At 64.8% G+C, this 23,544-nt stretch carries 21 protein-coding genes; 10 read left to right on the top strand and 11 right to left on the bottom strand.

Going from position 1 to position 23,544, the window contains the following annotated elements; translation table 11 throughout:
- Positions 1 to 93 precede the first annotated feature (93 nt).
- Entirely contained in the window at positions 94 to 2,049 is a 1,956-nt protein-coding gene (locus AC57B1_RS37880) for an ATP-binding cassette domain-containing protein (protein WP_408353995.1), read from the top strand.
- Between the two features lie 193 nt (positions 2,050 to 2,242).
- Complete coding sequence (locus tag AC57B1_RS37875) at positions 2,243 to 3,301, top strand: CaiB/BaiF CoA transferase family protein (RefSeq protein ID WP_408354056.1); 1,059 nt, start codon at positions 2,243 to 2,245, stop codon at positions 3,299 to 3,301.
- 56 nt (positions 3,302 to 3,357) lie between these two features.
- On the opposite strand, the gene AC57B1_RS37870 is transcribed toward AC57B1_RS37875, so the two are convergent.
- From AC57B1_RS37870 to alr, 3 genes are all read right to left on the bottom strand, one after another.
- Positions 3,358 to 3,636: a DUF2866 domain-containing protein gene (locus AC57B1_RS37870; protein ID WP_091793307.1), complete on the bottom strand. Its 279-nt coding sequence runs from the start codon at positions 3,634 to 3,636 to the stop codon at positions 3,358 to 3,360.
- 142 nt (positions 3,637 to 3,778) lie between these two features.
- Positions 3,779 to 5,155 carry a DNA repair protein RadA gene (gene radA / locus AC57B1_RS37865; RefSeq protein WP_091800361.1) on the bottom strand — a complete coding sequence of 459 codons (1,377 nt, stop codon included), beginning with the start codon at positions 5,153 to 5,155 and terminating at the stop codon, positions 3,779 to 3,781.
- A 109-nt stretch (positions 5,156 to 5,264) separates the two neighbouring features.
- On the bottom strand, positions 5,265 to 6,335 hold the full coding sequence (alr, locus tag AC57B1_RS37860) for an alanine racemase (protein WP_408302796.1): 1,071 nt from the start codon (positions 6,333 to 6,335) through the stop codon (positions 5,265 to 5,267).
- 218 nt (positions 6,336 to 6,553) lie between these two features.
- Here alr and lplT point away from each other — a divergent pair, with 218 nt between their 5' ends.
- Both lplT and thiD read left to right on the top strand, forming a co-directional pair.
- Complete coding sequence (gene lplT, locus AC57B1_RS37855; RefSeq protein WP_091793303.1) at positions 6,554 to 7,861, top strand: lysophospholipid transporter LplT; 1,308 nt, start codon at positions 6,554 to 6,556, stop codon at positions 7,859 to 7,861.
- 59 nt (positions 7,862 to 7,920) lie between these two features.
- Positions 7,921 to 8,727 carry a bifunctional hydroxymethylpyrimidine kinase/phosphomethylpyrimidine kinase gene (thiD, locus tag AC57B1_RS37850; protein ID WP_091793301.1) on the top strand — a complete coding sequence of 269 codons (807 nt, stop codon included), beginning with the start codon at positions 7,921 to 7,923 and terminating at the stop codon, positions 8,725 to 8,727.
- A gap of 67 nt (positions 8,728 to 8,794) precedes the next feature.
- Here the strand turns inward: thiD and AC57B1_RS37845 are convergent, their stop codons facing one another.
- From AC57B1_RS37845 to tsaB, 4 genes are read right to left on the bottom strand one after another with little or no spacing between them, the layout of a single operon-like run.
- Positions 8,795 to 9,886, bottom strand: coding sequence for a DUF1853 family protein (locus tag AC57B1_RS37845; RefSeq protein ID WP_408354007.1), 1,092 nt, complete (start codon positions 9,884 to 9,886; stop codon positions 8,795 to 8,797).
- The gene (locus AC57B1_RS37840) at positions 9,883 to 11,127 is read right to left on the bottom strand and encodes a uracil-DNA glycosylase (RefSeq protein ID WP_496420220.1); all 1,245 of its coding nucleotides are present in this window, start codon (positions 11,125 to 11,127) and stop codon (positions 9,883 to 9,885) included. The genes AC57B1_RS37845 and AC57B1_RS37840 overlap by 4 nt, the downstream gene beginning before the upstream one ends.
- Positions 11,114 to 11,608, bottom strand: coding sequence for a ribosomal protein S18-alanine N-acetyltransferase (gene rimI, locus AC57B1_RS37835; protein ID WP_095418979.1), 495 nt, complete (start codon positions 11,606 to 11,608; stop codon positions 11,114 to 11,116). The genes AC57B1_RS37840 and rimI overlap by 14 nt, the downstream gene beginning before the upstream one ends.
- Positions 11,605 to 12,408 carry a tRNA (adenosine(37)-N6)-threonylcarbamoyltransferase complex dimerization subunit type 1 TsaB gene (gene tsaB, locus AC57B1_RS37830; RefSeq protein WP_496420219.1) on the bottom strand — a complete coding sequence of 268 codons (804 nt, stop codon included), beginning with the start codon at positions 12,406 to 12,408 and terminating at the stop codon, positions 11,605 to 11,607. The genes rimI and tsaB overlap by 4 nt, the downstream gene beginning before the upstream one ends.
- A 204-nt stretch (positions 12,409 to 12,612) precedes the next feature.
- Between tsaB and AC57B1_RS37825 the strand changes: the two genes are divergently transcribed.
- The 3 genes from AC57B1_RS37825 (at position 12,613) to aceA (ending at position 16,809) form a co-directional block, all read left to right on the top strand.
- Positions 12,613 to 12,882, top strand: a complete 270-nt coding sequence (locus AC57B1_RS37825) for an acyl-CoA-binding protein (protein ID WP_408354016.1) — start codon at positions 12,613 to 12,615, stop codon at positions 12,880 to 12,882.
- A 453-nt stretch (positions 12,883 to 13,335) separates the two neighbouring features.
- Entirely contained in the window at positions 13,336 to 14,961 is a 1,626-nt protein-coding gene (locus AC57B1_RS37820; RefSeq protein ID WP_408354019.1) for a DEAD/DEAH box helicase, read from the top strand.
- Positions 14,962 to 15,504: 543 nt separating this feature from the next.
- Positions 15,505 to 16,809, top strand: a complete 1,305-nt coding sequence (aceA, locus tag AC57B1_RS37815; RefSeq protein WP_496420218.1) for an isocitrate lyase — start codon at positions 15,505 to 15,507, stop codon at positions 16,807 to 16,809.
- Positions 16,810 to 17,050: 241 nt separating this feature from the next.
- On the opposite strand, the gene AC57B1_RS37810 is transcribed toward aceA, so the two are convergent.
- Together AC57B1_RS37810 and AC57B1_RS37805 are read right to left on the bottom strand one after the other, a co-directional pair.
- Entirely contained in the window at positions 17,051 to 17,485 is a 435-nt protein-coding gene (locus AC57B1_RS37810; protein ID WP_091793288.1) for a universal stress protein, read from the bottom strand.
- Between the two features lie 190 nt (positions 17,486 to 17,675).
- Positions 17,676 to 18,578: a LysR family transcriptional regulator gene (locus tag AC57B1_RS37805; RefSeq protein WP_091793287.1), complete on the bottom strand. Its 903-nt coding sequence runs from the start codon at positions 18,576 to 18,578 to the stop codon at positions 17,676 to 17,678.
- Between the two features lie 180 nt (positions 18,579 to 18,758).
- Between AC57B1_RS37805 and AC57B1_RS37800 the strand changes: the two genes are divergently transcribed.
- Positions 18,759 to 19,583: a haloacid dehalogenase type II gene (locus tag AC57B1_RS37800; protein ID WP_408354025.1), complete on the top strand. Its 825-nt coding sequence runs from the start codon at positions 18,759 to 18,761 to the stop codon at positions 19,581 to 19,583.
- 82 nt (positions 19,584 to 19,665) lie between these two features.
- Entirely contained in the window at positions 19,666 to 21,276 is a 1,611-nt protein-coding gene (gene aceB / locus AC57B1_RS37795) for a malate synthase A (RefSeq protein ID WP_496420217.1), read from the top strand.
- Positions 21,277 to 21,493: 217 nt separating this feature from the next.
- Here the strand turns inward: aceB and AC57B1_RS37790 are convergent, their stop codons facing one another.
- Both AC57B1_RS37790 and rraA read right to left on the bottom strand, forming a co-directional pair.
- On the bottom strand, positions 21,494 to 21,895 hold the full coding sequence (locus AC57B1_RS37790) for a gamma-glutamylcyclotransferase family protein (protein WP_091793281.1): 402 nt from the start codon (positions 21,893 to 21,895) through the stop codon (positions 21,494 to 21,496).
- 72 nt (positions 21,896 to 21,967) lie between these two features.
- Positions 21,968 to 22,462 carry a ribonuclease E activity regulator RraA gene (rraA, locus tag AC57B1_RS37785; protein ID WP_496420216.1) on the bottom strand — a complete coding sequence of 165 codons (495 nt, stop codon included), beginning with the start codon at positions 22,460 to 22,462 and terminating at the stop codon, positions 21,968 to 21,970.
- A 173-nt stretch (positions 22,463 to 22,635) separates the two neighbouring features.
- On the opposite strand from rraA, the gene AC57B1_RS37780 reads away from it, so the two are divergent.
- Entirely contained in the window at positions 22,636 to 23,538 is a 903-nt protein-coding gene (locus tag AC57B1_RS37780) for an AraC family transcriptional regulator (protein WP_408354034.1), read from the top strand.
- Positions 23,539 to 23,544: the final 6 nt, after the last annotated feature.

The following is a 23,544-nucleotide window of genomic DNA, read 5'->3' as shown; positions in this document are numbered from 1 at the left end:
GCCGATACAGTCGGCCGAATGGCCGATGCCGGCTGAGCGCCCGGTGTCAGCCCCGGCAGTCTAAAATAGCGATTTTCTCCAGCCGGCCTCTTCGTGATCCGCTTTAACCAGTTCAGCCTAGCGCGCGGCACCAAGCCGCTCTTCGACAACACCACGTTCACCCTCAACCCCGGCGAAAAGGCCGGCCTGGTGGGGGCGAACGGCGCGGGCAAGTCAACGCTGTTCGCCGTGCTGCGCGGCGAGCTGCATGCGGACGGCGGCGATTTTTCGATCCCGCCGACCTGGCAGATCGCGCACGTCGCGCAGGAAACGCCGGCCGCGGACAAAACCGCCCTGGCCTACACGCTAGATGGCGACGCCGCCTTACGCACGATCGAAGCGCGCATTGCCGCCGCCTCCGCTGCCCATGACGGCGCGGCCGAAGGCGAAGCGCACGCCGCATTCGCCGACGCCGACGGCTACACCGCGCCCGCGCGCGCCGAAGCTTTGCTGCTAGGGCTCGGCTTCACGCTCGACCAGACACGCGAACCGGTCAGCAGCTTTTCGGGCGGCTGGCGCATGCGGCTGAATCTCGCGCAGGCGCTGATGTGCCGCTCCGACCTGCTGCTGCTCGACGAACCGACCAACCACCTGGACCTCGACGCGATCGTCTGGCTGGAAGACTGGCTGGCCCGTTATCCGGGCACGCTGATCGTGATCTCGCACGACCGTGAATTCCTCGATTCGGTCTGCAACGTCACGCTGCATCTGGAGCAGCAGCAGATCAAGCGCTACGGCGGCAATTACTCGCAATTCGAAGTGCTGCGCGCGCAGCAGATCGCGTTGCAGCAAAGCGCGTACGAGAAACAGCAGCGCACGGTCGAGCATTTGCAGAGCTACATCAACCGCTTCAAGGCGCAGGCCACCAAGGCGCGCCAGGCGCAAAGCCGCGTCAAGGCGTTGGAGAAGATGGAGCTGATCGCGCCGGCGCATGCGGCCTCGCCGTTCACGTTCGAGTTTCGCACGCCCGATTCCGCGCCGAATCCGATGATGGTGATGGAAGACGTGCGCTGCGGCTATCGCAGCGAAGACGAACCGGGCGTCGAGATTCCGATCGTCGATCACGTCATGCTGTCGATCCAGAACGGGCAGCGCATCGGCCTGCTTGGCGCGAACGGCCAGGGCAAGTCCACGCTGATCAAGACGCTCGCCGGCACGCTCGAGGCGCTCGGCGGCCACGTGCGGGAAGGCAAGGGGCTGCGCATCGGCTATTTCGCGCAGCATCAGCTCGAAACCCTGCGTCCGGACGACACGCCGTTGCAGCACCTCGCGCGCCTCGCCCCGGACACGCGCGAGCAGGAATTGCGCGACTTCCTCGGCAGCTTCAACTTTTCCGGCGAAATGGCGACCTCGAAGATCGCGCCCTTCTCAGGCGGCGAAAAGGCCCGCCTCGCGCTCGCGCTGATCATCTGGCAAAAGCCGAACCTGCTGCTGCTCGACGAGCCGACCAACCACCTGGATCTCGAAACGCGTCACGCGCTGACCATGGCGCTCGCCCAGTTCGAAGGCACACTGATTCTGGTGTCGCACGACCGGCACCTGCTGCGCGCCACCACGGATCAGTTCATGCTGGTCGCGAAACATCGCCTGCAGGAGTTCGACGGCGACCTCGACGACTATCGCGACTGGCTGCTTCAGCATGCGGCCGAACAGCGCGCGGCGCTCAAGGCGGGCACGGCGTCGAACGGCGGCAATGGCGCTGACGGCGGTGCGGACAACGGCGTCAACCGCAAGGAACAGCGGCGCCTCGAAGCCGAAACGCGCCAGAAGCTCGCGCATCTGAAAAAACCGCTGCAAAGCCGGATCACCAAGATCGAAAAGGAAATGGACGCGCTCAACGCGGAGAAAGCGACGCTCGATGCGTTCGTCGCCGATCCGGCGAGTTACGAGCCCGCACAGAAAAGCAAACTGACGGAGGCGATCCGCCGTCAGGCAGACGTGAACGCGCGCCTCGAAGCGCTCGAAGCCGAATGGCTCGAGACTCACGAGGAACTCGAACAAATCGGTTAGCGGCACGCTGTTTCAGGTCCGCGCCGGCATCGACGAGAGGTTGGCTTTGTCTTCTGCGACATCATCCGTCTCAACGGCCGCAACAATGGCCGGGGCATCGGCCGGCTCATCGGCCGGCTCATCGGCCAAGTCATCGGCCAAGTCATCGACCAACTCATCGGCCAGGTCATCGGCCAGTCCCGCGCCGCCCGCGCTGCAAGGTCTGCGAGTGCTCGACCTGACTCGCCTGCTGCCTGGACCGGTGGCCGCCTTGCGGCTGGCCGAGCTGGGCGCCGACGTGCTGAAGATCGAAGCGCCCGGCGCCGGCGACCCCACCCGCACGATGATGCAATCGTCGAGCGATCGCGTGGCCGGGCGGCCCGGCGCGTTCTACCGGTTAGTGAATCGCGGCAAGCGCGAAACGCGCCTCGACCTCAAATCCGAGGCGGGCCGCAACGTGCTGTGCGCGCTCGCGGCCGAAGCGGATGTGCTGATCGAGAGTTTCCGGCCCGGCGTGATGGAGCGGCTCGGCATCGGCTACGACACGTTGCGCGCGGCCAATCCCCGGCTGGTCTATTGCGCGATCAGCGGCTACGGTGCGAGCGGTCCGTTCGTCGATCACGCCGGTCACGATCTGAACTACATCGGCTACGCGGGTGTGCTCGACCAACTGGCGGGCCGTGACGGCGCGCCGATCCTGCCGAATTTTCAGATCGCCGATCTGCTCGGCGGTGCCTTGAGCGCAGTCACGCAGATTCTCGCGGCGTTATGGCAGGTGTCGCGCGGCGGCACAGGCCGCTTCGTCGACGTATCCATGACGCACGTCACCTACGCGCACAACGTCGTGGCGCAGGTCGCGCTCGCCAATGAAGGCGCGGCGCCGGCCGCAGGCGCCGGTCTGCTGAATGGCGGCGTGCCCTGCTACAACCTCTACCGCACGCTCGATAACCGCTGGCTCGCGGTCGGCGCGCTCGAATTGAAGTTCTGGGAAACGCTCTGCATGGCGCTCGACCGGCCCGAATGGGCCACGCGCCACTGGAGTCTCGGCCAGGCCATCGGTGGCCCTGACGCCGCCGCGCTCACGCAGGAACTCGCCGAGGTGATCGGCAAGCGTCCGCTGGAAGAATGGGTGGTGATGCTGGAGGCGCTCGACTGCTGTGTCTCGCCAGTGCTGACAGCGGCCGAAGCCGCGCGCCATCCGCTGTTCAATCCGCAGGCTTACGATGCGGCAAACGTACGCGGCGAAGACGAGGAAGACCGGTTGGTCCGGTAACGCGCGGGAGAAGCCGCGCCTTACCGCCCTTACCGCCCTCAAAGCCCTCAACGCCCTCAACGCCGCGCGGCAGTCTGCCTCGGCAAAGTCTGACGCGGCGTCTTTTCATCGTCGTACAGCATGTGCTTGCGGCCTTCCACATGACGGTCGATCGTGGCGCGGACTTCGGCGGCCGTGGCGTGTTCGGCCACCACCCGCCGCGAAATCTGCCCCGCCGTATCGATCCACTCGACGATCCGGCAGGCGCCGCCCCATGGCTGGCGAATGGGCGCGGAGACGCGGCAACCGCGCACCTGTATCGGCCGCTCGGCTACGGTTTCATATGACTGTTTCAAGGCGCGATCCTTTTTCGGGCATCAGAAGGGATGCAAACCCTTGCAGCTTAGGAAAAAGGAATGTCCGGTAGGTTACAGCCAATATGGAGATATTTACCGGCCATTACGGAGCGGCGGGCGCCTGGAGGCGCACGAGCCCCGTCTATTCGAGCGTTCGGACCCGGTCGATGGCCTGTTCGATCCGCTCGACCGCAACCACCTGTAAGCCTTCTATCGGCTGCTTCGGCGCATTGGCCTTGGGAATCACCGCGACGGAGAAGCCCAGTTTGGCAGCCTCCTTCAGACGCTCCTGACCGCGCGGCGACGGCCGGATTTCACCGGCGAGACCCACTTCCCCGAACACCACCAGCCCCTTGGGCAACGGCTTGTTGCGCATGGACGAGTGGATCGCGAGCAGCACGGCCAGGTCGGCGGCGGGCTCGGTGATCTTCACACCGCCCACGGCGTTCAGGAACACATCCTGGTCGAAACACGCGATGCCCGCATGCCGGTGCAGCACCGCCAGCAGCATCGCGAGCCGGTTCTGCTCCAGGCCGACCGCCAGGCGCCGCGGGTTCGGCGCGTTGGCGGCGTCCACGAGCGCCTGCACTTCGACCAGCAGCGGCCGCGTGCCTTCCTGCGTCACCAGCACGCAGGAACCCGGCACCGACTGCTCATGCTGCGACAGAAATAGCGCCGACGGATTGGCCACGCCGCGCAAGCCGCGCTCGGTCATGGCGAACACGCCGAGCTCATTCACCGCGCCGAAACGGTTCTTGATCGCGCGCACGAGACGATACGACGAATGCGTGTCGCCTTCGAAGTACAACACCGTATCGACAATGTGTTCCAGCACGCGCGGCCCCGCCAGCGCGCCTTCCTTGGTCACGTGGCCGACCATGATGATGGTGGTGCCCGACTGCTTGGCGATGCGCGTGAGTTGCGCCGCGCACTCGCGCACCTGGGCGACCGAGCCCGGCGCGGAAGTCAGCGCGTCGGAATAGACCGTCTGGATCGAGTCGATCACCGCGACATCGGGTCGCTGCTCGGCGATCGTCGCCTGGATTTTTTCGAGCTGGATTTCGGCCAGCAGTTGCAGTTCGCTCGCCTTCGAGCCCGGCTCCAGCAGCGAAAGTCGTTGCGCACGCAACGCAATCTGCGCGGCGGATTCTTCGCCGCTGATATAGAGCGCGCGTTTGTCAGCGGCGATTTCCGCGAGCGATTGCAGCAACAGCGTCGATTTGCCGATGCCCGGATCGCCGCCGATCAGCACCACACCGCCCGGCACCAGACCACCGCCGAGCACGCGGTCGAACTCGCTCACGCCGGTGGAAAAGCGCGGCACGTCGGACGCTTCGATATCGGCGAGACGGCGCACCGGCGCGCTCTTCGCGAGCGACTGGAAGCGGTGCGTGGAAGGCGCTTCCGCCACCGACTCGACCAGCGTGTTCCATGCATTGCATGAGGGGCACTGGCCGGCCCATTTCGGCGATTGCCCGCCGCATTCACTACAGATGTACACCGTCTTGGGTTTAGCCACGCGCTTGTTGCCTGTGTTGCTGTTCTTTGGATTGGAACTTCCGCTGGGCGCGAGGCACCAGCCCGCGCCCATGTTCGACCTTTACTTCGCGACCTTTACTTCGCGACCTTTACTCCGCGCGCACCGGCACGCGCGGCGCCACCGCGCACATCAGCTCATAACCGATGGTGCCGCACGCCTGGGCGACGTCGTCGATCGGCAGCGCGTTACCCCACAGCTCGACGCGCGAGCCGACGTTGGCGGTCGGAATCGGCGTCAGGTCGACGGTGAGCATGTCCATCGACACGCGGCCGACGACCCGCGTGCGCACGCCGTCGACGATCACCGGCGTGCCTTCCGGCGCGACGCGCGGATAGCCGTCCGCGTAGCCGCAGGCCACCACGCCGATGCGCATCGGGCCGCGCGCCTTGAACGACGAACCGTAGCCGACCGTATGGCCTTCGCTGAGCATTTGCACGGCGATCAATTCCGAGGCGAGCGTCATGGCCGGCTGCAAGCCGGTGCCGTGGATCGCGGCGTGGACGCCGGAGGGCGACGCGCCGTACATGATGATGCCCGGACGCACCCAATCGAAGTGCGTGGCCGGATGCCACAGCGTGGCCGCCGAATTCGCCAGGCTGCGCGCGCCGGCAATGCCTTGCGCGCCGCGCTCGAACGCCTCCACCTGATAGTCGACGCCACGATCGCCGTCGGCGTCCGAGAAATGGGTCATCAGCGTGATCTGACCGACGCCCTGACAGGCGCGCGCGCGTTCCCACGCGGCGCGGAACTTCTCCGGCGTGTAACCGAGGCGGTTCATGCCAGTGTTCATCTTCAGCTGGATGTTGACCGGTTTGGACAGCCGCGCCATTTCGAGCATGCGCAACTGTTCGTCCGAATGGAGCGCGGTGGTCAGGCTGTAACGGTCGATCACGTCGATGTCGGTCGGGCGAAAGAAGCCTTCGAGCAGAAGAATTGGCCCGGCCCAACCCAATTCACGCAACTTCACGGCTTCTTCGAGGTCCAGCAACCCAAAGCCGTCGGTGGCGCGCAGGCCCGGGAAGACGCGCGCAAGGCCATGCCCGTAAGCATTGGCCTTGACGACAGCCCAGATTTTGGATTTCGGCGCGTGGCGCCGGGCGACGGCCAGGTTGTTGGCGAGAGCGGAGGTATGAATCGTGGCTGAAAGGGGGCGCGGCATGGGATATTTTCGTAAAGACGCTTGCGAATCAGCGGCTTACAGGGCGTTTTCAGCGCTCGGCAGCCCGCTGGGCGGTGCGATCAAGGATTTTGCTAGTCCGAATCCAGCTATTTTCATGATATAAAGCCGTGCGCACAACCCATTTCGAACGGCATAAGCCCGGACGCTCAACCAGCGGCCGGGGCGGACAGACCGCAGCGAGGACAGCATCGCATCAGATGAAAAAAGGTTTTTACACCATCATGGCCGCGCAGTTTTTTTCGTCGCTGGCCGACAATGCGCTTCTGATCGCCGCTATCGCACTGCTGAAAGATCTTCACGCCCCGAACTGGATGACGCCGCTGCTCAAGTTGTTCTTTGTGCTGTCGTACGTCGTTCTCGCCGCCTTCGTGGGTGCCTTCGCCGACTCCCGTCCGAAAGGACGCGTGATGTTCGTCACCAACACGATCAAGGTGGTCGGCTGCATCACGATGCTGGTCGGCGCGCATCCGTTGATTGCGTATGGCATCGTGGGTTTCGGCGCGGCGGCCTATTCGCCCGCCAAATACGGCATTCTCACCGAACTGCTGCCGCCTGACCGGCTGGTCGCCGCGAACGGCTGGATCGAAGGCACGACGGTCGGCTCGATCATTCTCGGCACCGTGCTCGGCGGAGCGCTCATCAGCCCGCATATTGCCGCGCCGATCCTGCGGCATCACATTCCCACCGTCAACACGCCCGCCGAGGCGGCGATGCTGGTGATCATGGTGATCTATGTGATCGCCGCCCTGTTCAATCTGCGCATTCCCGACACCGGCGCCCGCTATCCGAAACAGGAGCGCGGCCCGATCAAGCTCGTCACCGATTTCGCCGACTGTTTTCTCGTGCTGTGGCGCGACAAGCTCGGGCAGATTTCGCTCGCCGTCACCACCCTGTTCTGGGGCGCCGGCGCGACGCTGCAATTCATCGTCCTGAAGTGGGCCGAAGTGTCGCTCAGCATGTCGCTCTCCGAGGCGGCCATCCTGCAGGCGGTGGTCGCCGTGGGCGTGGCGGCCGGCGCGATTTTCGCGGCCTCGCGCGTGCCGTTGAAAAAGTCGCTCTCGGTGTTGCCGGTCGGCATCATGATGGGCATCGCCGTGATGCTGATGGCGTTTTACACGCGCGATCTGTTCCCCGCCCATTGGGGCCTCTATTTCGGCCGCATGCATGTGCCGGGCTATCTGATTGTCGCGTATGTGTTCCTGATGATCGTCGGCGGCCTGTCGGGCTTTTTCGTGGTGCCGATGAACGCGTTGCTCCAGCATCGCGGCCACGTGCTGCTGTCGGCGGGTCACTCGATCGCCGTGCAGAACTTCAACGAAAACCTTTCCGTGCTCGTGATGCTGTGTCTCTACGCCGTGCTGGTCTGGCTCGACGTGCCGGTCACGGCGGTGATCGTGCTGTTCGGCACCTTCGTGTGCGTGATGATGTGGTTCGTCATGCGGCGCCACCAGGCCAACCAGCGCGCATTCGACTCGGTCGCGCTGATCGGCGAAGCCAAGCACTGACCCGCGCCGGGTCGCCCGCTCACCTCGGGGCCCGCGCCTTCCTCCTTCCTCGCTTTGCCATGACTCAACCGATTCCCAATGTGCTGACGATCGCCGGTTCCGATTCCGGCGGCGGCGCCGGTATTCAGGCCGACCTGAAGGCTTTCTCGGCGCTCGGCGCGTATGGCGCGAGCGTGATCACCGCGCTCACCGCGCAGAACACGCGCGGCGTCACCGCGATTCACGCGCCGGACCCCGGTTTCATTACCGCGCAACTCGACGCGGTGTTCGACGACATCCGCATCGACGCCGTGAAAATCGGCATGCTGGCAAACGCGCCGATCGCGCGCGCCGTGGCGGACGCGCTGCGCCGGCACAAGCCGAAGCACATCGTGCTCGACACGGTGATGATTTCCAAGAGCAATCACGCGTTGCTGCTGCCCGACGCGGTCGCGGCGGTGCGCGACGAATTGCTGCCGCTCGCCGATCTGCTGACGCCGAATTTGCCGGAAGCCGCCGCGCTGCTCGGCGTGCCGGCCGCGACCGATGAAGCGGGCATGGTCGAGCAAGGCGAAGCGCTGCGCGCGCTCGGTGCGCGTGCGGTGCTGATGAAAGGCGGCCATCTGAGCGCGACGGATAGTCCGGACTGGCTGGTGCAGGAGAGCGGCACGCTGCGTCTGGGCGGCCCGCGCGTGCCGGTGAAGAATACGCACGGGACGGGCTGCACGCTGTCGTCGGCGATCGCGGCGCTGATTCCGCAACGCGGCGATCTGGCGAGCGCCGTCGCCGACGCGAAGCAGTATCTGACCGGCGCGCTGCAGGCGAGCGATCGACTCGATGTCGGCAGCGGCGTCGGGCCGGTGCATCATTTTTATCGGTGGTGGTGAGGGGGACGTGGGCGGGGCTGGCCGGTTGGGCTCGCCTCTGAGTTTGCCGCCTGAGTCGGCGGCCATATTACGCGCCGGTCTTTCCGTTTTTCCGCTGCTGCTCCCGCGCGTAGTTTTGTGCCTGCTCGGGCCACTCGTCCGGCACGATGAAGCCGCGCGAGCGCTCGATCATGTTGCCCGCGCCGTCCTCGGTGAACGCGGCGACCATCGCCGGTCCATGCTGATGCGAGGTTTGCCCGGCGAGAGTGTGCGCATCGACAAAAACCAATCCTGCGGCCTGCGCCTCGTCAGCTGAATGACGCCGCGGCGCAAGCCATTCCAGCCGCGGCAAAGGCCGCCACTTTTGCGTGTTGCCTGCAGCGAAGGCCGGCCAATCGCTGCGCGTCACCCACCAGCCACGGCCATGCGCCGGATCGAGTTCGACGGGATCGAGCGGAGTTTCGCCGTGCCGGTAAAACAGCCAGCCTTTGATGAACATCTGCGGCGTCCACGGCCCCGGATAGCCGACCGATGCGAACTCCTCACGCGCGCTCAACGGCAACTGGTGGTTCAGCACATGGGCGAGCTTGAGGTCGAAACGGTCTTTCAGATTCGGGCCAACGTAGTCGGATAGCCCGGTGGGTGACTGCCTTGGTAACCGCGCCGGTGACTGCGCGGGTAACGCCGCAGCCAACTCCCCGCGTGCTTCGCCAGCGTGCAGATAGCACTTCACGGCCAGTTCCCAATGCAGACGCGCGCCCCGCCGCGTCTGAATCAGAAAATCGCATTCACCGAGCGTGACGCCCGCGCGCCGCAAGGGCACGCCCGCAGCCACCAGTCGCGCCGCCGGCCCATGTTGCAGAAACCAGCCGAGCAGCCGTTCGGCATAGCGGCCGAGACGCGTGATGCGCGTCGCCGCGAGATCGTGATGCAAGGGTTCGGGCGCGGCGTCGAGCGCGCGCAGCCAGTCGACGCTCGCCTGCGCTTCCTGCGGCGTATCGAAGGGATTCGCCAGGATGCCCACCGGTGGTTGCGGGCGCAACAGATCGGCGCTCAGCAATAACCAGGCGAGATCGCGCACGGCGGGATCATGCAAAGTGTCGAGCAGCGCAGCGCGGCTCGCGGCATCAAAGACGGGCGCGCCGGTGGAACCGGCCGCCGGCCCCTCGGCAGCCGTCACTTCGACGCGTTCGACGGTGCACCGCCCGCCGCACGCCACGTGTCGCGCGCGAGGCACAGGTCGGCCCAGGCTTTCGCCTTGTCGGGCAGACTGCGCAGCAGATACGCGGGATGATAGGTGACGATCACGGGCACCCCTTCGTACTCGTGCACGCGGCCTCGCAGCGACGAAATGCTCGCGTCGGTTTTCAGCAGACTTTGCGCCGCAAAGCGGCCGAGCGCGACGATCAGCTTCGGCTTGACCAGCCCCACCTGACGTTGCAAATACGGCTCGCAACGCGCGACTTCGTCCGGTTCGGGATTGCGGTTGCCAGGCGGCCGGCATTTGATCACGTTCGCGATGTACACGTTGGTGTCGCGCGCGAGCGTCAGCGAACGCAGCATGTTGTCGAGCAGCTTGCCGGCCTGGCCGACGAACGGCTCGCCCAGACGGTCTTCGTTCTCACCCGGCGCTTCGCCGATCAGCATCCAGTCAGCACCGCGGTCGCCGACGCCGAACACCGTATTCGTGCGCTTCTCGCATAGACGGCAAAGGCGGCAGGCGGCGACGCGCTCGCTTAGCGCGTCCCAGTCGAGGGTATGGATTGCGGGAGCTGCGGGCGCCTCGCTGCGGGCGTCCGCGGGCGCGTGGGTCGGCAGGTCGTCGAACCACGCGAAATCGTCGTCCGGTGGCGCGTCGAAAACCGGCGGCTCGGGCATGCGTGATGGCGGCGGCTGGGGTATTGGGTGACGCGTTTCAGCGGGCATTTGCGACCGCTCTTGCGCCGCTTGCGCTGCGTCTTGGGCGGGCCGCATGTGGCGTTCGCCGTGCGCGGCATCGGCGCTTCGCGCCTCGCCCGCGCGTGGGACGGCCGAGGCGCTTGCCGGCGCCCGTAGCATGGACGGTGCGGGTTCAGGCGCAGGCGACGCGAACGAAGAGGTTTCCGGCGCTCCCGCTGCGGATGACGCGGATTGCTGCGGACGCACGGCAGACGGTGCTGTTTGTTGGAAGCGCACGGCGGATGGCGCGGTTTCCGGCGCACGCACAGTCTCCAGCGGGCGCGTGACGGGAGCCGCGGCGGGCGGCAACCCGTGCGCATCGTCACGACGCGCGCCCGAGCCGGCCACGTCGCCAGTGCCCTGCCCCGCCAAGCCTTCGGCTTGCGCTTTCACAACAGCCGGTTGCTCGGCCGCCGCCATTCCGCGACGCACCCATAGCGGCGCGAGTCCGAATTCTTCCAGTACCGATTCATGCAGCGCCATCTGCGCCCTCCGTGGCAAACGAGAAACGCATCACGATGGCGTCCTCCCGGCTGCGATGCCGCGCCGGATAATAATTTTTGCGCCGCCCAATCGAAGCAAACCCGAAGCGCTCATACAACCGGATCGCCCGATGATTCGACGGCCGCACTTCGAGCAGCAAGCCATCGAGCTTTTCGGCGCGGGTGATCCGCACCGCTTCGCGCAGCAGCGCGAGTCCGGCGCCGGCGCCTTGCGCCGCGGGCGTCACGCACAGATTGAGCAGATGCATTTCGTCGACCACCGGCATCAACACGCAATAGCCGATCAAGGTGCCCGTGACATGGCGCAGACAGACGCCGAAGTAACCGTTGCGCAGCGAGTCGCCGAAATTGCCCCGGCTCCACGGAAACTCATAAGCGATCTTTTCGATGGCGGCGACCTCGTCGAGGTCGCCCTCGGTCATCGGCGACATATAGCGGTCCGCGAGCAACACGCCACTCATTGCCGGCCCTCGCCATGAGCCGCGTCGTGCGCGAGTCTGGCCGCCTTTTCAGCTTTCTCGGCGACCCGCTCGGCCGTGGTCTGCGCAACCTTGTCGCGCACGTATTCCGGCGCGGCCTGATCGGCGGGCACCGTGCGGCCGGCGCGCAACGCGCGCAGCGCAGCGTGGGCGAGCGGCACGGCGTGCGGCAACGCTTCGCCGTCGACGCTGCGCGCCACCGCGAGCGCCGGCAGCCGCGCGCCGAAGGCCGCGGCGGCGTTGCCTGCCAGCGTGAACGGGACGTCGGGCAACACGAGCCGGTCCGGCGCGTCGAGCGAAGCGCTCTGTACGGTGCGCCATTCACCTTGCGCGTCGTCCCAGGCGTAGTCGGCCCAGTAGATCTCGTCCATGCGGGCGTCGAGCGCGGCGAGCACGCGCGCGGCCGACGGGTCGCGCAGGCGGGCGCTTTCAGCGCAGACAAGCAGCGTGCTGATCGGCACGACCGGCAGGTTCAGGCCGAATGCGAGACCTTGGGCGACGCCGGTCGCCGTACGCAAACCAGTGAACGAGCCCGGACCGGAGCCGAAAGCGATAGCGTCGCAGTCCGCCAGTTTCAGGCCGGCTTCGTCGAACAGTTCGCGAATGGCGGGGAGCAGGCGCGTGCTGGAAACCGCGCCGGTTTGCTCGTGGCGCACCCAGACGCGCGGTTCGGCGCGGGTCTCTCCAGTTGTGGCGCCGGCGGCATGGCCAGCGACAGACAGAAGCGCTACCGAGCAGAATTCGGTCGAGGTATCGAGGGCGAGGAGCACAGTTTGAGTCATGGACCGTATTGTAATCGGCACTGCGCGCGCAAATGTGGTTTGGCTTGCGCGCCGGATTGAACCGGCTCGCGTTCTGGATGGTCCGCGCTTCGCGCCAAGCCGGCGTCCTGTGTTTGGAATAAGCCCTCAGCCCCGCAGCGGCATGCAATTGTTATGATCGTCAGCCGACCTTCACCCCTGTCCCGCCCGGCGGGCAAAACGACCATGACCGACATCAATACGCAGTTCACCCAGGCTCAGGAAGATGTGAAACAACTGCCGGAGCGCCCGGGCAACCTCACGCTGCTGCGTCTGTACGCCCTCTTCAAACAGGCTAGCGAAGGCGATGTTCACGGCGACAAGCCGGGTTTCACCGACATTGTCGGCAAATACAAATATGACGCGTGGGCCGCGCTCAAAGGCACAGCGCAGGAAGCCGCGAAACAGCAATACGTCGAGCTGGTCGAATCGCTGAAGAGCGGCGCCTCGGCCTGAGCCGGCGCCGAAGGCGTACCAGCGGCCAGATTGGCGATGGCAGGTCATTCGTCTAGTCAGCCGCTGCAACTTTTCTGCCAGGAAGATTCCTAATAGTGGCGCAGTGCAGCAAAACCCTATACAATGCCGCCTGCGCTTCACTGCTTTGCCCGGCTTTCCTCTAGCGGCCTTTGCGGCGCAGCGCCTCGTAGCGTTTAGCTCCAATCCAGTTTAGAACCTGTCCCCTCCTGCCTAGCCCCCTACGGGCGATCATGTCCCAGGCTGGCGGCACGCCGTGTTGGCATGTCGCATCCGATACAGCTTCTAACGAAAAGCTCGCCTTCATTGCCGCGAGCTGCCCCCGTTTTTCGATTTGCTCGCTGCTTCTTTGCTCGCTGAATCCGACGACTTGGGTATGCCGATTGGCGCCGACGTTTTAATTCCGTGTGTACCAAGGATTTACCAAGGATTCTCATGACTTCGAGCAATACCCCCAGCAGCCCGTTGAACGCCATCGCCGACCAGGCCCTCGGTTTCGCCGACGCACCCGCTCAAGCCGCAGCCGTTGCTGCCGCTCCGGAAGCCGTCGTCGCTGAAGCCGCAGCACCGTCCGGCCCGACGTTCGCGTCGCTCGGTCTGTCCGCGGACGTCGTCTCCGCGCTGACCGCCGCTGGCTATCAGAACCCGACGCCGGTTCAGCAACGCGCGATCCCCGCCGGTATCGCCGGCCGCGACCTGCTGGTCTCCAGCCCGACCGGTTCGGGCAAGACCGCCGCGTTCATGCTGCCCGCCATCGAGCGTTTCTCGCAACTTCAAAAGGCGCAAGCCAGCCAGCCGCGTGAACCGCGTCCGGCCGACGGCGCCCGCACGCGCCGCCCGCAACCGGTTGCCCGTCCGACCATGCTGGTCCTGACGCCGACCCGCGAACTCGCGATGCAGGTCACGACCGCAGCCGCCACGTACGGCAAGCACCTGAAGCGCCTGCGCACCGTCAGCATTCTCGGCGGCGTCGCTTACGGCCAGCAATTGATGCTGCTCGCGAAGAACCCGGAAATCCTGGTTGCTACGCCGGGCCGTCTGATCGATCACCTGGAACGCGGCCGTATCGATCTGTCGCAACTGCAGATCCTCGTGCTCGACGAAGCTGACCGCATGCTCGACATGGGCTTCATCGAAGACATCGAAACGATCGTTGCCGCTACGCCGGCTACACGTCAAACCATGCTGTTCTCGGCCACGCTCGACGGCAAGATCGGTTCGCTGACCGGCCGCCTGCTGAAGGATCCGGAGCGTATCGAGATCGTTCAACGCATGGAGCAGCGCACCAACATCGCGCAAACCGTCCATTACGTCGACGACCGCGATCACAAGGATCGTCTGCTCGACCATCTGCTGCGTGACGAGGGCCTCGACCAGGCGATCGTCTTCACGGCAACCAAGATCGATGCCGACCAGCTGGCCGGCCGTCTGGCCGACGCCGGTTTCGAATCGGCCGCCCTGCACGGCGATCTGCCGCAAGGCGCGCGTAACCGCACGATCCGCGCATTGCGCGAGCGCCGTGTGCGCGTGCTGGTGGCAACGGACGTCGCCGCTCGCGGTATCGACATCCCGGGCATCACGCACGTGTTCAACTACGACCTGCCGAAGTTCGCCGAAGACTACGTGCACCGTATCGGCCGCACCGGCCGTGCCGGCCGCTCGGGTATCGCGGTGAGCCTCGTGCATCACGCGGAACAAGGCGCGTTGAAGCGCATCGAGCGCTTCGTGCGCACCCCGCTGCCGGTCAATGTCGTCGAAGGCTTCGAGCCGCGCAAGTCGGCTCCGTCGGGTAACGGCCGTCCTGGCTTTGGCGGCCGCGGCCGTCCGGGCGGTGGCAACGGCGGTGGCCGTCGCTTCGGTAGCGGTTCGGGCAAGCCGGCCGGTAACGGCGGCGGTGCGCGCAGCGGCAATGGCGGCGGTTGGGCCGGCAAGTCGGCTGGTGGCGGTTCGCGCGAAGGCGGCTTCGGCGGCGGTTCGCGTGAAGGCTACGGCGGTTCGCGCGACGGCGGCTACGGCGCACGCCGCAGCGACGGCCCGCGTACCGCGCGTCGCGGCAGCTAATTAACCGCGAGTTGGCCGCTCTGTACTGAACAGGAGCGCACTCCGCTTCAGGGCACACAGCCCTCACACAGCGCTTTGCGGCGCCCATGCGGTACGTTGCAGCCAGCTAAAAAGACCCGGACGGCTTTACGCTGTCCGTGGATCGGAAGAAACCGGTGCTTAGGCGCCGGTTTTTTTTCGCCTGTACGCCGCGCACCCAAATTTCACGATGTGGAAAATTTTTTTGCGTCGTAAAAAATCGTGCTGCAAGGCACAAGACGACCTATTGCAAGATGGAAAAAGTCTTTTCTCAATGTGAAACAAAGACAGTAAGCGACTGATTATAAATAACAATAAATATCAGAAAAACATGCTCCGACGGCTACTGCGCGACCTTGGACTTGCCTAGACTCTTATATAAGACTTCACCAAACGAAACGCCCGACCGGGCGGGCCGCTTTGGCGAAGATTGCAAGTTTCTTGTATCGGACCAGAACAAACGCTCACGCGGCGACGCTGGTCGACAGAGTCACTCAGCCATTACAGGCAACCAAGGAGCAAATCATGTCCCGTCAAGAACAAGCCAGGCAACTTCAACAGCAATGGGAAACCGATCCGCGCTGGAAAGGCGTGAAGCGCAGATACACGGCTGACGACGTGATCCGCCTGCGTGGCTCGGTGCAAGTCGAACACACGCTCGCCAAGCGCGGCGCGCAAAAGCTGTGGGAAAGCGTGAACAACGAGCCGTTCGTCAACTCGCTCGGCGCGCTGACCGGCAACCAGGCCATGCAACAGGTCAAGGCCGGCCTTAAGGCGATCTATCTGTCGGGCTGGCAGGTCGCGGGCGATGCGAACGTCGCCGGTGAAATGTACCCGGACCAGTCGCTGTACCCGGCGAACTCGGTGCCGCTCGTCGTGAAACGCATCAACAACACGCTCACGCGCGCTGACCAGATCCAGTGGTCGGAAGGCAAGAATCCGGGCGACGAAGGTTACGTGGACTACTTCCAGCCGATCGTGGCGGATGCGGAAGCCGGCTTCGGCGGCGTGCTGAACGCGTTCGAACTGATGAAGGCGATGATCGAAGCGGGCGCAGCGGGCGTGCACTTCGAAGACCAGTTGGCTTCGGTGAAGAAATGCGGCCACATGGGCGGCAAGGTGCTCGTGCCGACCCGCGAAAACATCGCCAAGCTGACGGCCGCGCGTCTGGCCGCCGACGTCTCCGGCACGCCAACCGTGCTGCTCGCTCGTACCGATGCGGAAGCCGCCGACCTGATTACGTCGGACATCGACGACAACGACAAGCCGTTCCTGACCGGCGAGCGCACGGTGGAAGGTTTCTACCGCACGAAGCCGGGTCTCGAACAGGCGATCTCGCGTGGCCTCGCCTACGCACCGTACGCCGACATGATCTGGTGCGAAACCGGCAAGCCGGACCTTGAGTTCGCGAAGAAATTCGCTGACGCGATCCACAAGGAATACCCGGATCAACTGCTGTCGTACAACTGCTCGCCGTCGTTCAACTGGAAGAAGAACCTCGACGACGCAACCATCGCCAAATTCCAGCGCGAGCTCGGTGCGATGGGCTACAAGTTCCAGTTCATCACGCTGGCCGGCTTCCACGCGCTGAACTACTCGATGTTCAACCTCGCGCACGGTTATGCACGCAACCAGATGACCGCCTTCGTCGAAATGCAGCAGGCTGAATTCGCTGCGGCCGAAAAGGGCTTCACCGCGGTCAAGCACCAGCGCGAAGTGGGCACGGGCTACTTCGATGCCGTCACGCAAACGGTCGAACGCGAAGCCTCGACGACCGCGCTGCACGGCTCGACGGAAGACGAACAGTTCTTCGACAAGCGGGTCGCGTAATTTACCCGCAGGCCGATCGCAGCAACAGGGCAACAGACGGACTACGGCTTTCGTCAGAGAGCCGCCGTCACAGGGAGAGCAAGGCCGCCGGGGCGCCGGGTCGTGAACGGTTAGCGCCGACGGCTTGAATCTGGGAGAGATCGCAGCAGTGCAGAGAAAGCCAGCGCAACAGATTGCGCGGCGAACACAGCGCGCGCCGGCCTCACCGCCGGCGCGTTTTTTGTGGGCTTCCGGTTTCGGCTCAGCGATACACGATGACTGGAATCTTGGTATGCGTGAGCACCCGCTGCGTTTCGCTGCCGATCAGCAGGCTGCCCAGACCACGGCGCCCATGCGACGCCATGAAGATCACGTCGCAGCCGCCCTGCTCCGCCGCTTCGATGATGCCGAGATACGGCGCCGGGTGCACGCTGGTCCGGCTGTCGACGGTCACGCCGACACGGCGCGCCGCCATTTCCACTTCTCGCAGATGCACCCGCGCTTCGCGCTCGCTGCGCTGCAGAAATTCGGAGGGCGGCTCGACCACCACGTCGGAGAACGGCGAGTAAGGATATTGCGGCAGACACGCGTAGGCGGTCACGCGCGCGTTGACGGCTTGGGCGAGATCGATGGCGCCGTCGATCGCCTTGCGTGACAGGTCTGAACCGTCGGTCGGAACCAGGATGTGCCTGAACATGATGCCCTCCGTCGCCGGCTTCGCGCAGCGCGGCGTGAGCGTCCAACAAGGCGCGGCGTGAAAGCCGCTTCAATCGATTGTAGGTCGCGGAATTGAGCGTATGAATCTGCCAAGGGTCTGTCCGCATATCGGAAACCCCGTATTGCCGGCGACGCAATCGCCGGGCGCGCCCTCGCGAGCCCGGCCGGCGTCAGCCCCAGTAACCGGGATGCCCGTACGTATGCTTGAGAAAATCCAGGAACAGTCTCACCCGCAACGGCAAATGTCGGCGCTGCGGAAACACCGCATGAATGCCGATGGGCGGTGCGGCGAATTCGTCGAGCACGCTGACAAGCCGTCCGGCCGCGATATCCGTGCCGACCTCCCACCACGAGCGCCACGCGAGACCGTAGCCTTCGAGGCACCACTCGTGCAGCACCGCGCCGTCCGAGCATTCCATCGTGCCGGACACCTTGATCGACACCACCTTGTCGCCCTGCTGGAACATCCAGCCGCGCTGCTGGTTGGCGCTCGCGCCGAGCGCGAGACAGTTGTGATGCGCGAGGTCGGCGAGGCTGTGCGGCGCGCCACGCCGGCTCAGATACGACGGCGACGCCACGCAGACGCGGCGGTTCTCGCCGAGCTTGAGCGACACCAGCGACGAATCCGGCAATTCGCCGAGACGCACCGCGCAATCGAAACCCTCGTTGACCAGATCGACGAGGCGGTCGGACAGGTCGAGCGTGATCGACACGTCCGGATGGGCGACCGTGAACGACGGCACGAGCGGCGCGACGTGCCGGCGCCCGAAGCCCGCCGGCGCGGAGAGCCGCAGATGGCCGCTCGCCTTGACGCCGCCCGCCGACACGCTGGCTTCCGCGTTCTGCATGTCGTGAATGATGCGCTGGCAGTCTTCGAGAAAGGCCGAGCCTTCGAAGGTCAGCGTGAGCTTGCGCGTGGTGCGCACCAGCAATTTGACGCCGAGGCGCTCTTCGAGCGCGTCGATGCGGCGGCCGATGATAGCCGGCGCGACGCCTTCCGCCGTAGCCGCGGCAGACAGGCTGCCTTTGGCCGCGACGGTCACGAAAGTCTCGATCTGCTTGAAACGGTCCATAAGCGATTGAAGCCGCGCCGTCCCAGTACGGAAATTTCGTTGAGAAGCGACGCGCAATGGTGGTCGGTGCGCGTCAGATTAGGTGTATGAAAGTAAAAGATCAAGTGATGTTTAGCCTCTTTTTTAGCACAGAGCATCACTAATACAATCCATCCTGACCTCTGATAGGAGCGCACGGCAATGTCGGCCACAACGACACACTCCCCTAAAGCAGTGATTTTCGACGCCTACGGCACGCTCTTCGACGTGCATTCGGTGATCGCTGCCGCGGAGCAGATGTTTCCGGGCCACGGCGATGCGCTCTCGCAACTGTGGCGCCAGAAACAGATCGAATACACGCAGCTGCGCACGCTTGCCGCCCCGGCTGCCACACCCGGCGCGCACTACCGGCCGTTCTGGGACATCACGCTCGACGCACTGCGTTTCGCCGCGAAAAAACTTCAGCTCACGCTCGGCCGCACGGCCGAAAAACGTTTGATGGACGAGTATGCGTGCCTGTCCGCTTTCCCCGACGCCGTGCCCGCGTTGCGCCTCTTGCGCCTGTCGCGCGGCGAGTCTTTGACCTCGCAGGCATCCGCCAGTGGCGAATCCGCTTCCCGTGCGCGCCTCGCGATTCTCTCGAACGGCAATCCGCAAATGCTCGACGTCGCCGTGAAGAGCGCCGGCATGACGGGCCTGTTCGACCACGTGTTATCCGTCGACGCCGTGCGCGCCTACAAACCCTCGCCTGCCGCTTACGCGCTGGGCACGCAAACCTTCGACGCCGAACCGCGCGAGATCGTCTTCGTGTCGTCGAACGGTTGGGACGTGGCCGGCGCGGCGTGGTTCGGCTTCACGACTTTCTGGCTCAACCGGCAAAACGCACCAGCCGAAGAACTGGGCGTCACGCCGCATGGCGCGGGCGGAGGCATGACCGATCTGCTCGCTTTCCTGAAAACCCTCGCGTCGCCCGGCCGCACCAGCGGCTCCGGCGGCAGCCGCACACGCCACAGCCCTGGCGCGTAACGGCTACTACTGGACTACGCGACGCACACCAACCGCTTTTCAACATTTGCATCTTTGCAATCTGACCGACCAAGGAGAAAACATGGCGAACCCGCAGTCATCGCATTCATCGTTGCAGTTGCCGCAAGGCATGGAAATCAAGGCTGAGATCGAGCCGGGCTATGAAGCGATTCTCACGCGCGAAGCGCTCGAACTCGTCGCCGCGCTGCATCGCACTTTCGAGCCGCGCCGTCAGCAGTTGTTGCAGGCGCGCGCGGAACGCACCGAGCGCCTCGACGCCGGCGAGCGTCCCGACTTTCTCGCGGAAACGAAAAACGTGCGTGACGGCGACTGGAAAATCGCGCCGCTGCCGCAGGACCTGCAATGCCGCCGCGTGGAAATCACCGGGCCGGTCGAACGCAAGATGATCATCAACGCGCTGAATTCGGGCGCGGATTCCTACATGACCGACTTCGAAGATTCGAATGCGCCGAGCTGGGACAACCAGATCACCGGCCATATCAATCTGAAGGACGCGGTACGCCGCACGATTTCGCTGGAACAGAACGGCAAGTCGTACACGCTGAACGACGAGGTCGCCACGCTGATCGTGCGTCCGCGCGGCTGGCACCTCGACGAGAAGCACGTGAAGGTGGACGGCAAGCGCGTGTCGGGTGGCATCTTCGACTTCGCGCTCTTCATGGTGCACAACGCGAAGGAACTGGTCGCGCGCGGCTCCGGCCCGTACTTCTATTTGCCCAAGATGGAGAGCCATCTCGAAGCGCGTCTGTGGAACGACATTTTCGTCGCCGCGCAGGAAGCGGTCGGCGTGCCGCGCGGCACGATTCGCGCGACGGTGCTGATCGAAACGATCGTCGCCGCTTTCGAAATGGACGAGATCCTGTATGAACTGCGCGAACATAGCTCGGGCCTGAACGCCGGCCGTTGGGACTACATCTTCTCGGCGATCAAGAAGTTCAAGGCCGACCGTGACTTCTGCCTCGCCGACCGCTCGCAGATCACCATGACCTCGCCGTTCATGCGGGCCTACGCGCTGCTGCTGCTGAAGACCTGCCATCGCCGCAATGCGCCGGCAATTGGCGGCATGAGCGCGCTGATTCCGATCAAGAACGATCCGGCCGCGAACGAGAAGGCGATGGCCGGCGTGCGCTCGGACAAGGCGCGCGATGCCGGCGACGGCTACGACGGCGGCTGGGTCGCGCATCCGGGCCTCGTGCCGATCGCGATGGAAGAGTTCGTCAAGGTGCTCGGCGACAAGCCGAACCAGATCGGCAAGCAACGCGACGACGTGCTCGTCACGGCAACCGACCTGACGGACTTCCGTCCGGAAGCGCCGATCACCGAAGCCGGTCTGCGCAACAACATCAACGTCGGCATCCACTACCTGGGCGCATGGCTCACGGGCAATGGCTGCGTGCCGATTCACAACCTGATGGAAGATGCCGCCACGGCGGAAATCTCGCGTTCGCAGGTATGGCAATGGATTCGCTCGCCGAAGGGCAAGCTCGAAGACGGCCGCAAGGTCACGGCCGAGCTGGTGCGCGAGTTGTCGGCGCAGGAACTCGACAAGGTGAAGCAGGCCGTGGGCGGCGATACGAAGCCGTATGAGCGCGCGGCGCAGATCTTCGAGGAAATGTCGACCTCGGAACAGTTCACCGATTTCCTGACATTGCCGCTGTACGAAGAAATCTGAGGCCGGCAACAGGCCTCACGCAGCAGATGCATCGATAACGGACGACGCAGTAGCAAGCCCGCCTTCGCGCGTCACGGACAGCGCGCGAAAGCGGCTTGAGTCGCAAGGCTGACCGACCGGGCGGCCCGACAGGCGTATGCTTGCCGGGCCGCTTTTTTTATGTGCGCATGGACGGGTTCAGTCGGCGCTGCGGGCAGCACTGCAGGCAGCACTCAAGTCAGCGCGTGCTGCGGTACTCGACCCAGTCACCCGATCGGATTTCGGGCAAGCCTTTCACCGCACCCGGCGCAACGGGATAGAAGCGGCAGTTCACGACATTGCCGTCGACTTTCACCATCACTTCGCGAGCGAGGAAACGATCCTCGACACCCGGATAGACCGCTTCGATTTCGTCGAGCACGGCGACCAGCTGATCGTCGATCTCATACACGTCGCCGATCACGTCGACACCGGCTTCGTCGACCACGAGGCCCGGGTACAAGCCGAAATCGAAAAGATGGCCGCGGACCGTGGCCGTGCCGAGCAGATTGGGGGCGTCGATCTCGTTGCGCGCCGCCGCCTGGCTGATGTCGTTCACTTCACCGGCGCGCAATGTGCCGTATACAAAGACGGTCTGCATCGTCGTTTGTTCTCCTTGAATGGGGGTTCGGGTGGCCTGTGATTCCGTTCGAGCCTGAGTCCAGCCCGAGGTTCAGTTCAGCGCCGCGCTCGCCACGAGCACGCCGTCGATATCCGCGTAGATCCACTCACCGGGATGCACCAGCGCGCCGGGCAACTGTACCGCCACGTCACGCTCGCCGGTGCCGCGCTTCTGGCCACGCCGCGGGCAGGTTGCCAACGCCGCGATGCCGACGTTGACTTCATTCAGTTCCAACGTATCGCGCACACAGCCGTTCAGGACGATGCCCGCCCAGCCATTCCGTTGCGCAATCTGCGCAAGGTTGCCGCCCACCAGCGCGCACCGCAGGCTGCCGCCGCCGTCGACCACCAGCACACGGCCCGCGCCCTGCTCTTCGAGCGTGGCCCGCACGAGTGCATTGTCTTCGAAGACCTTCAACGTCACCGCCTCACCGCTGAAACACTCGGCGCGGCTGAACAGGTGAAAGACCGGCTCGAGCACGCGCAACGTGCCGAGCGCCAACTGATCCTCGTGCGCGTCGCACAAGTCCGCGATAGCAAAGCTCATGAAGTTCTCCTCGTGTCCGGGTAATCGGGACATTATGCAACGCCGGGTGCCACGCAACACCTACAATGAGAAGCCCGCGGCGGTTTGCCGTAGCGGGCTTCTCATTGCGGCGTCACCGGACTACTTTGCGGGTCCGCGCTTCTCGTGTTCCGTTTTCGGGATCGATCTTCATCATGACTTCGTCCGTCGACTCAGACCTGTCGAGCTTCGTGCGCTTCGCCGACATTCCGCCCGAGTTCCAGCCGACCGAAACGCATCCCATCCGCGTACGCTCCCGGCAAATGCCGTCGGGCTGGCGCATCGCGCGTCACACCCACGCGTGGGCACAGGTGGCCTACGCGTCGCGCGGCGTGCTGCGGGTCGCGACCACCGGCACGACGTGGATGGTGCCGCCATCGCGCGCAATCTGGGTGCCGCCGCACGTGACGCACGAAGTGGTCGCCGTCGAAGACGCCTTCCTGCGCACCCTCTACATCACCGAAAGCACGGTGCCGGCCGGGCTCGATACACCGCGCGTGGTCGAAGTCTCGGACCTGCTGCGCGAAGTGATCGCCGCGCTCGACACGCCCGGCATCTCGGCCACGCGCGAGCAGTTGCTCGGCGCGCTCGCACTCGACGAATTGACACGCTCGGAGCCGTTGCCGCTCTCCGTGCCGATGCCCAACGAAAAGCGGCTGCGCGCGTTGTGCGAAGCGGTCATTGCGGATCCGACGCATGGTGAATCGCTCGAGCAATGGGCGTCCAGCGTGGGCGCGAGTACACGCACCATTGCGCGGCTGTTTCGTCAGGAGTTGGGGGTGAGTTTTTCGCAGTGGCGCCAGCAAGCGATTCTGGCGCGTGCGATTCCGCTGTTGAGTCAGGGGCGCCCGCTCTCGCATGTCGCGTTGGAACTGGGCTATCAGAGTCAGAGCGCATTCTCCGCGATGTTCCGCCGCGCGTTCGGCGAAAGTCCGCGCGCATTCATCGAGCGTGGCTCGGAGCATCGGGTGGAGCATGGAGAGCATCGCGACGCGGAGACGGACAGCGAGACGGCGGCGCAGGACCGCGCGGATGCCTCGCATAATGCCGAACGCTGATTGAGT

This window comes from Paraburkholderia sp. BGA-UO-ETr-F21, from assembly GCF_059567925.1.
Note: the sequence above shows the minus strand (reverse complement) of the source record. Positions and strands in the feature narration are given on the sequence as shown.

Coding starts and splice junctions, on each gene's coding strand:
- aceB (WP_496420217.1), top strand. CDS start 19,666: ATGGCGAACCCGCAGTCATCGCATTCATCGTTGCAGTTGCCGCAAGGC.
- rimI (WP_095418979.1), bottom strand. CDS start 11,608: ATGAGTGGCGTGTTGCTCGCGGACCGCTATATGTCGCCGATGACCGAG.
- AC57B1_RS37800 (WP_408354025.1), top strand. CDS start 18,759: ATGTCGGCCACAACGACACACTCCCCTAAAGCAGTGATTTTCGACGCC.
- AC57B1_RS37805 (WP_091793287.1), bottom strand. CDS start 18,578: ATGGACCGTTTCAAGCAGATCGAGACTTTCGTGACCGTCGCGGCCAAA.
- AC57B1_RS37820 (WP_408354019.1), top strand. CDS start 13,336: ATGACTTCGAGCAATACCCCCAGCAGCCCGTTGAACGCCATCGCCGAC.
- tsaB (WP_496420219.1), bottom strand. CDS start 12,408: ATGACTCAAACTGTGCTCCTCGCCCTCGATACCTCGACCGAATTCTGC.
- lplT (WP_091793303.1), top strand. CDS start 6,554: ATGAAAAAAGGTTTTTACACCATCATGGCCGCGCAGTTTTTTTCGTCG.
- aceA (WP_496420218.1), top strand. CDS start 15,505: ATGTCCCGTCAAGAACAAGCCAGGCAACTTCAACAGCAATGGGAAACC.
- AC57B1_RS37810 (WP_091793288.1), bottom strand. CDS start 17,485: ATGTTCAGGCACATCCTGGTTCCGACCGACGGTTCAGACCTGTCACGC.
- AC57B1_RS37840 (WP_496420220.1), bottom strand. CDS start 11,127: ATGGCGCTGCATGAATCGGTACTGGAAGAATTCGGACTCGCGCCGCTA.
- AC57B1_RS37825 (WP_408354016.1), top strand. CDS start 12,613: ATGACCGACATCAATACGCAGTTCACCCAGGCTCAGGAAGATGTGAAA.
- thiD (WP_091793301.1), top strand. CDS start 7,921: ATGACTCAACCGATTCCCAATGTGCTGACGATCGCCGGTTCCGATTCC.
- AC57B1_RS37790 (WP_091793281.1), bottom strand. CDS start 21,895: ATGCAGACCGTCTTTGTATACGGCACATTGCGCGCCGGTGAAGTGAAC.
- AC57B1_RS37780 (WP_408354034.1), top strand. CDS start 22,636: ATGACTTCGTCCGTCGACTCAGACCTGTCGAGCTTCGTGCGCTTCGCC.
- alr (WP_408302796.1), bottom strand. CDS start 6,335: ATGCCGCGCCCCCTTTCAGCCACGATTCATACCTCCGCTCTCGCCAAC.
- rraA (WP_496420216.1), bottom strand. CDS start 22,462: ATGAGCTTTGCTATCGCGGACTTGTGCGACGCGCACGAGGATCAGTTG.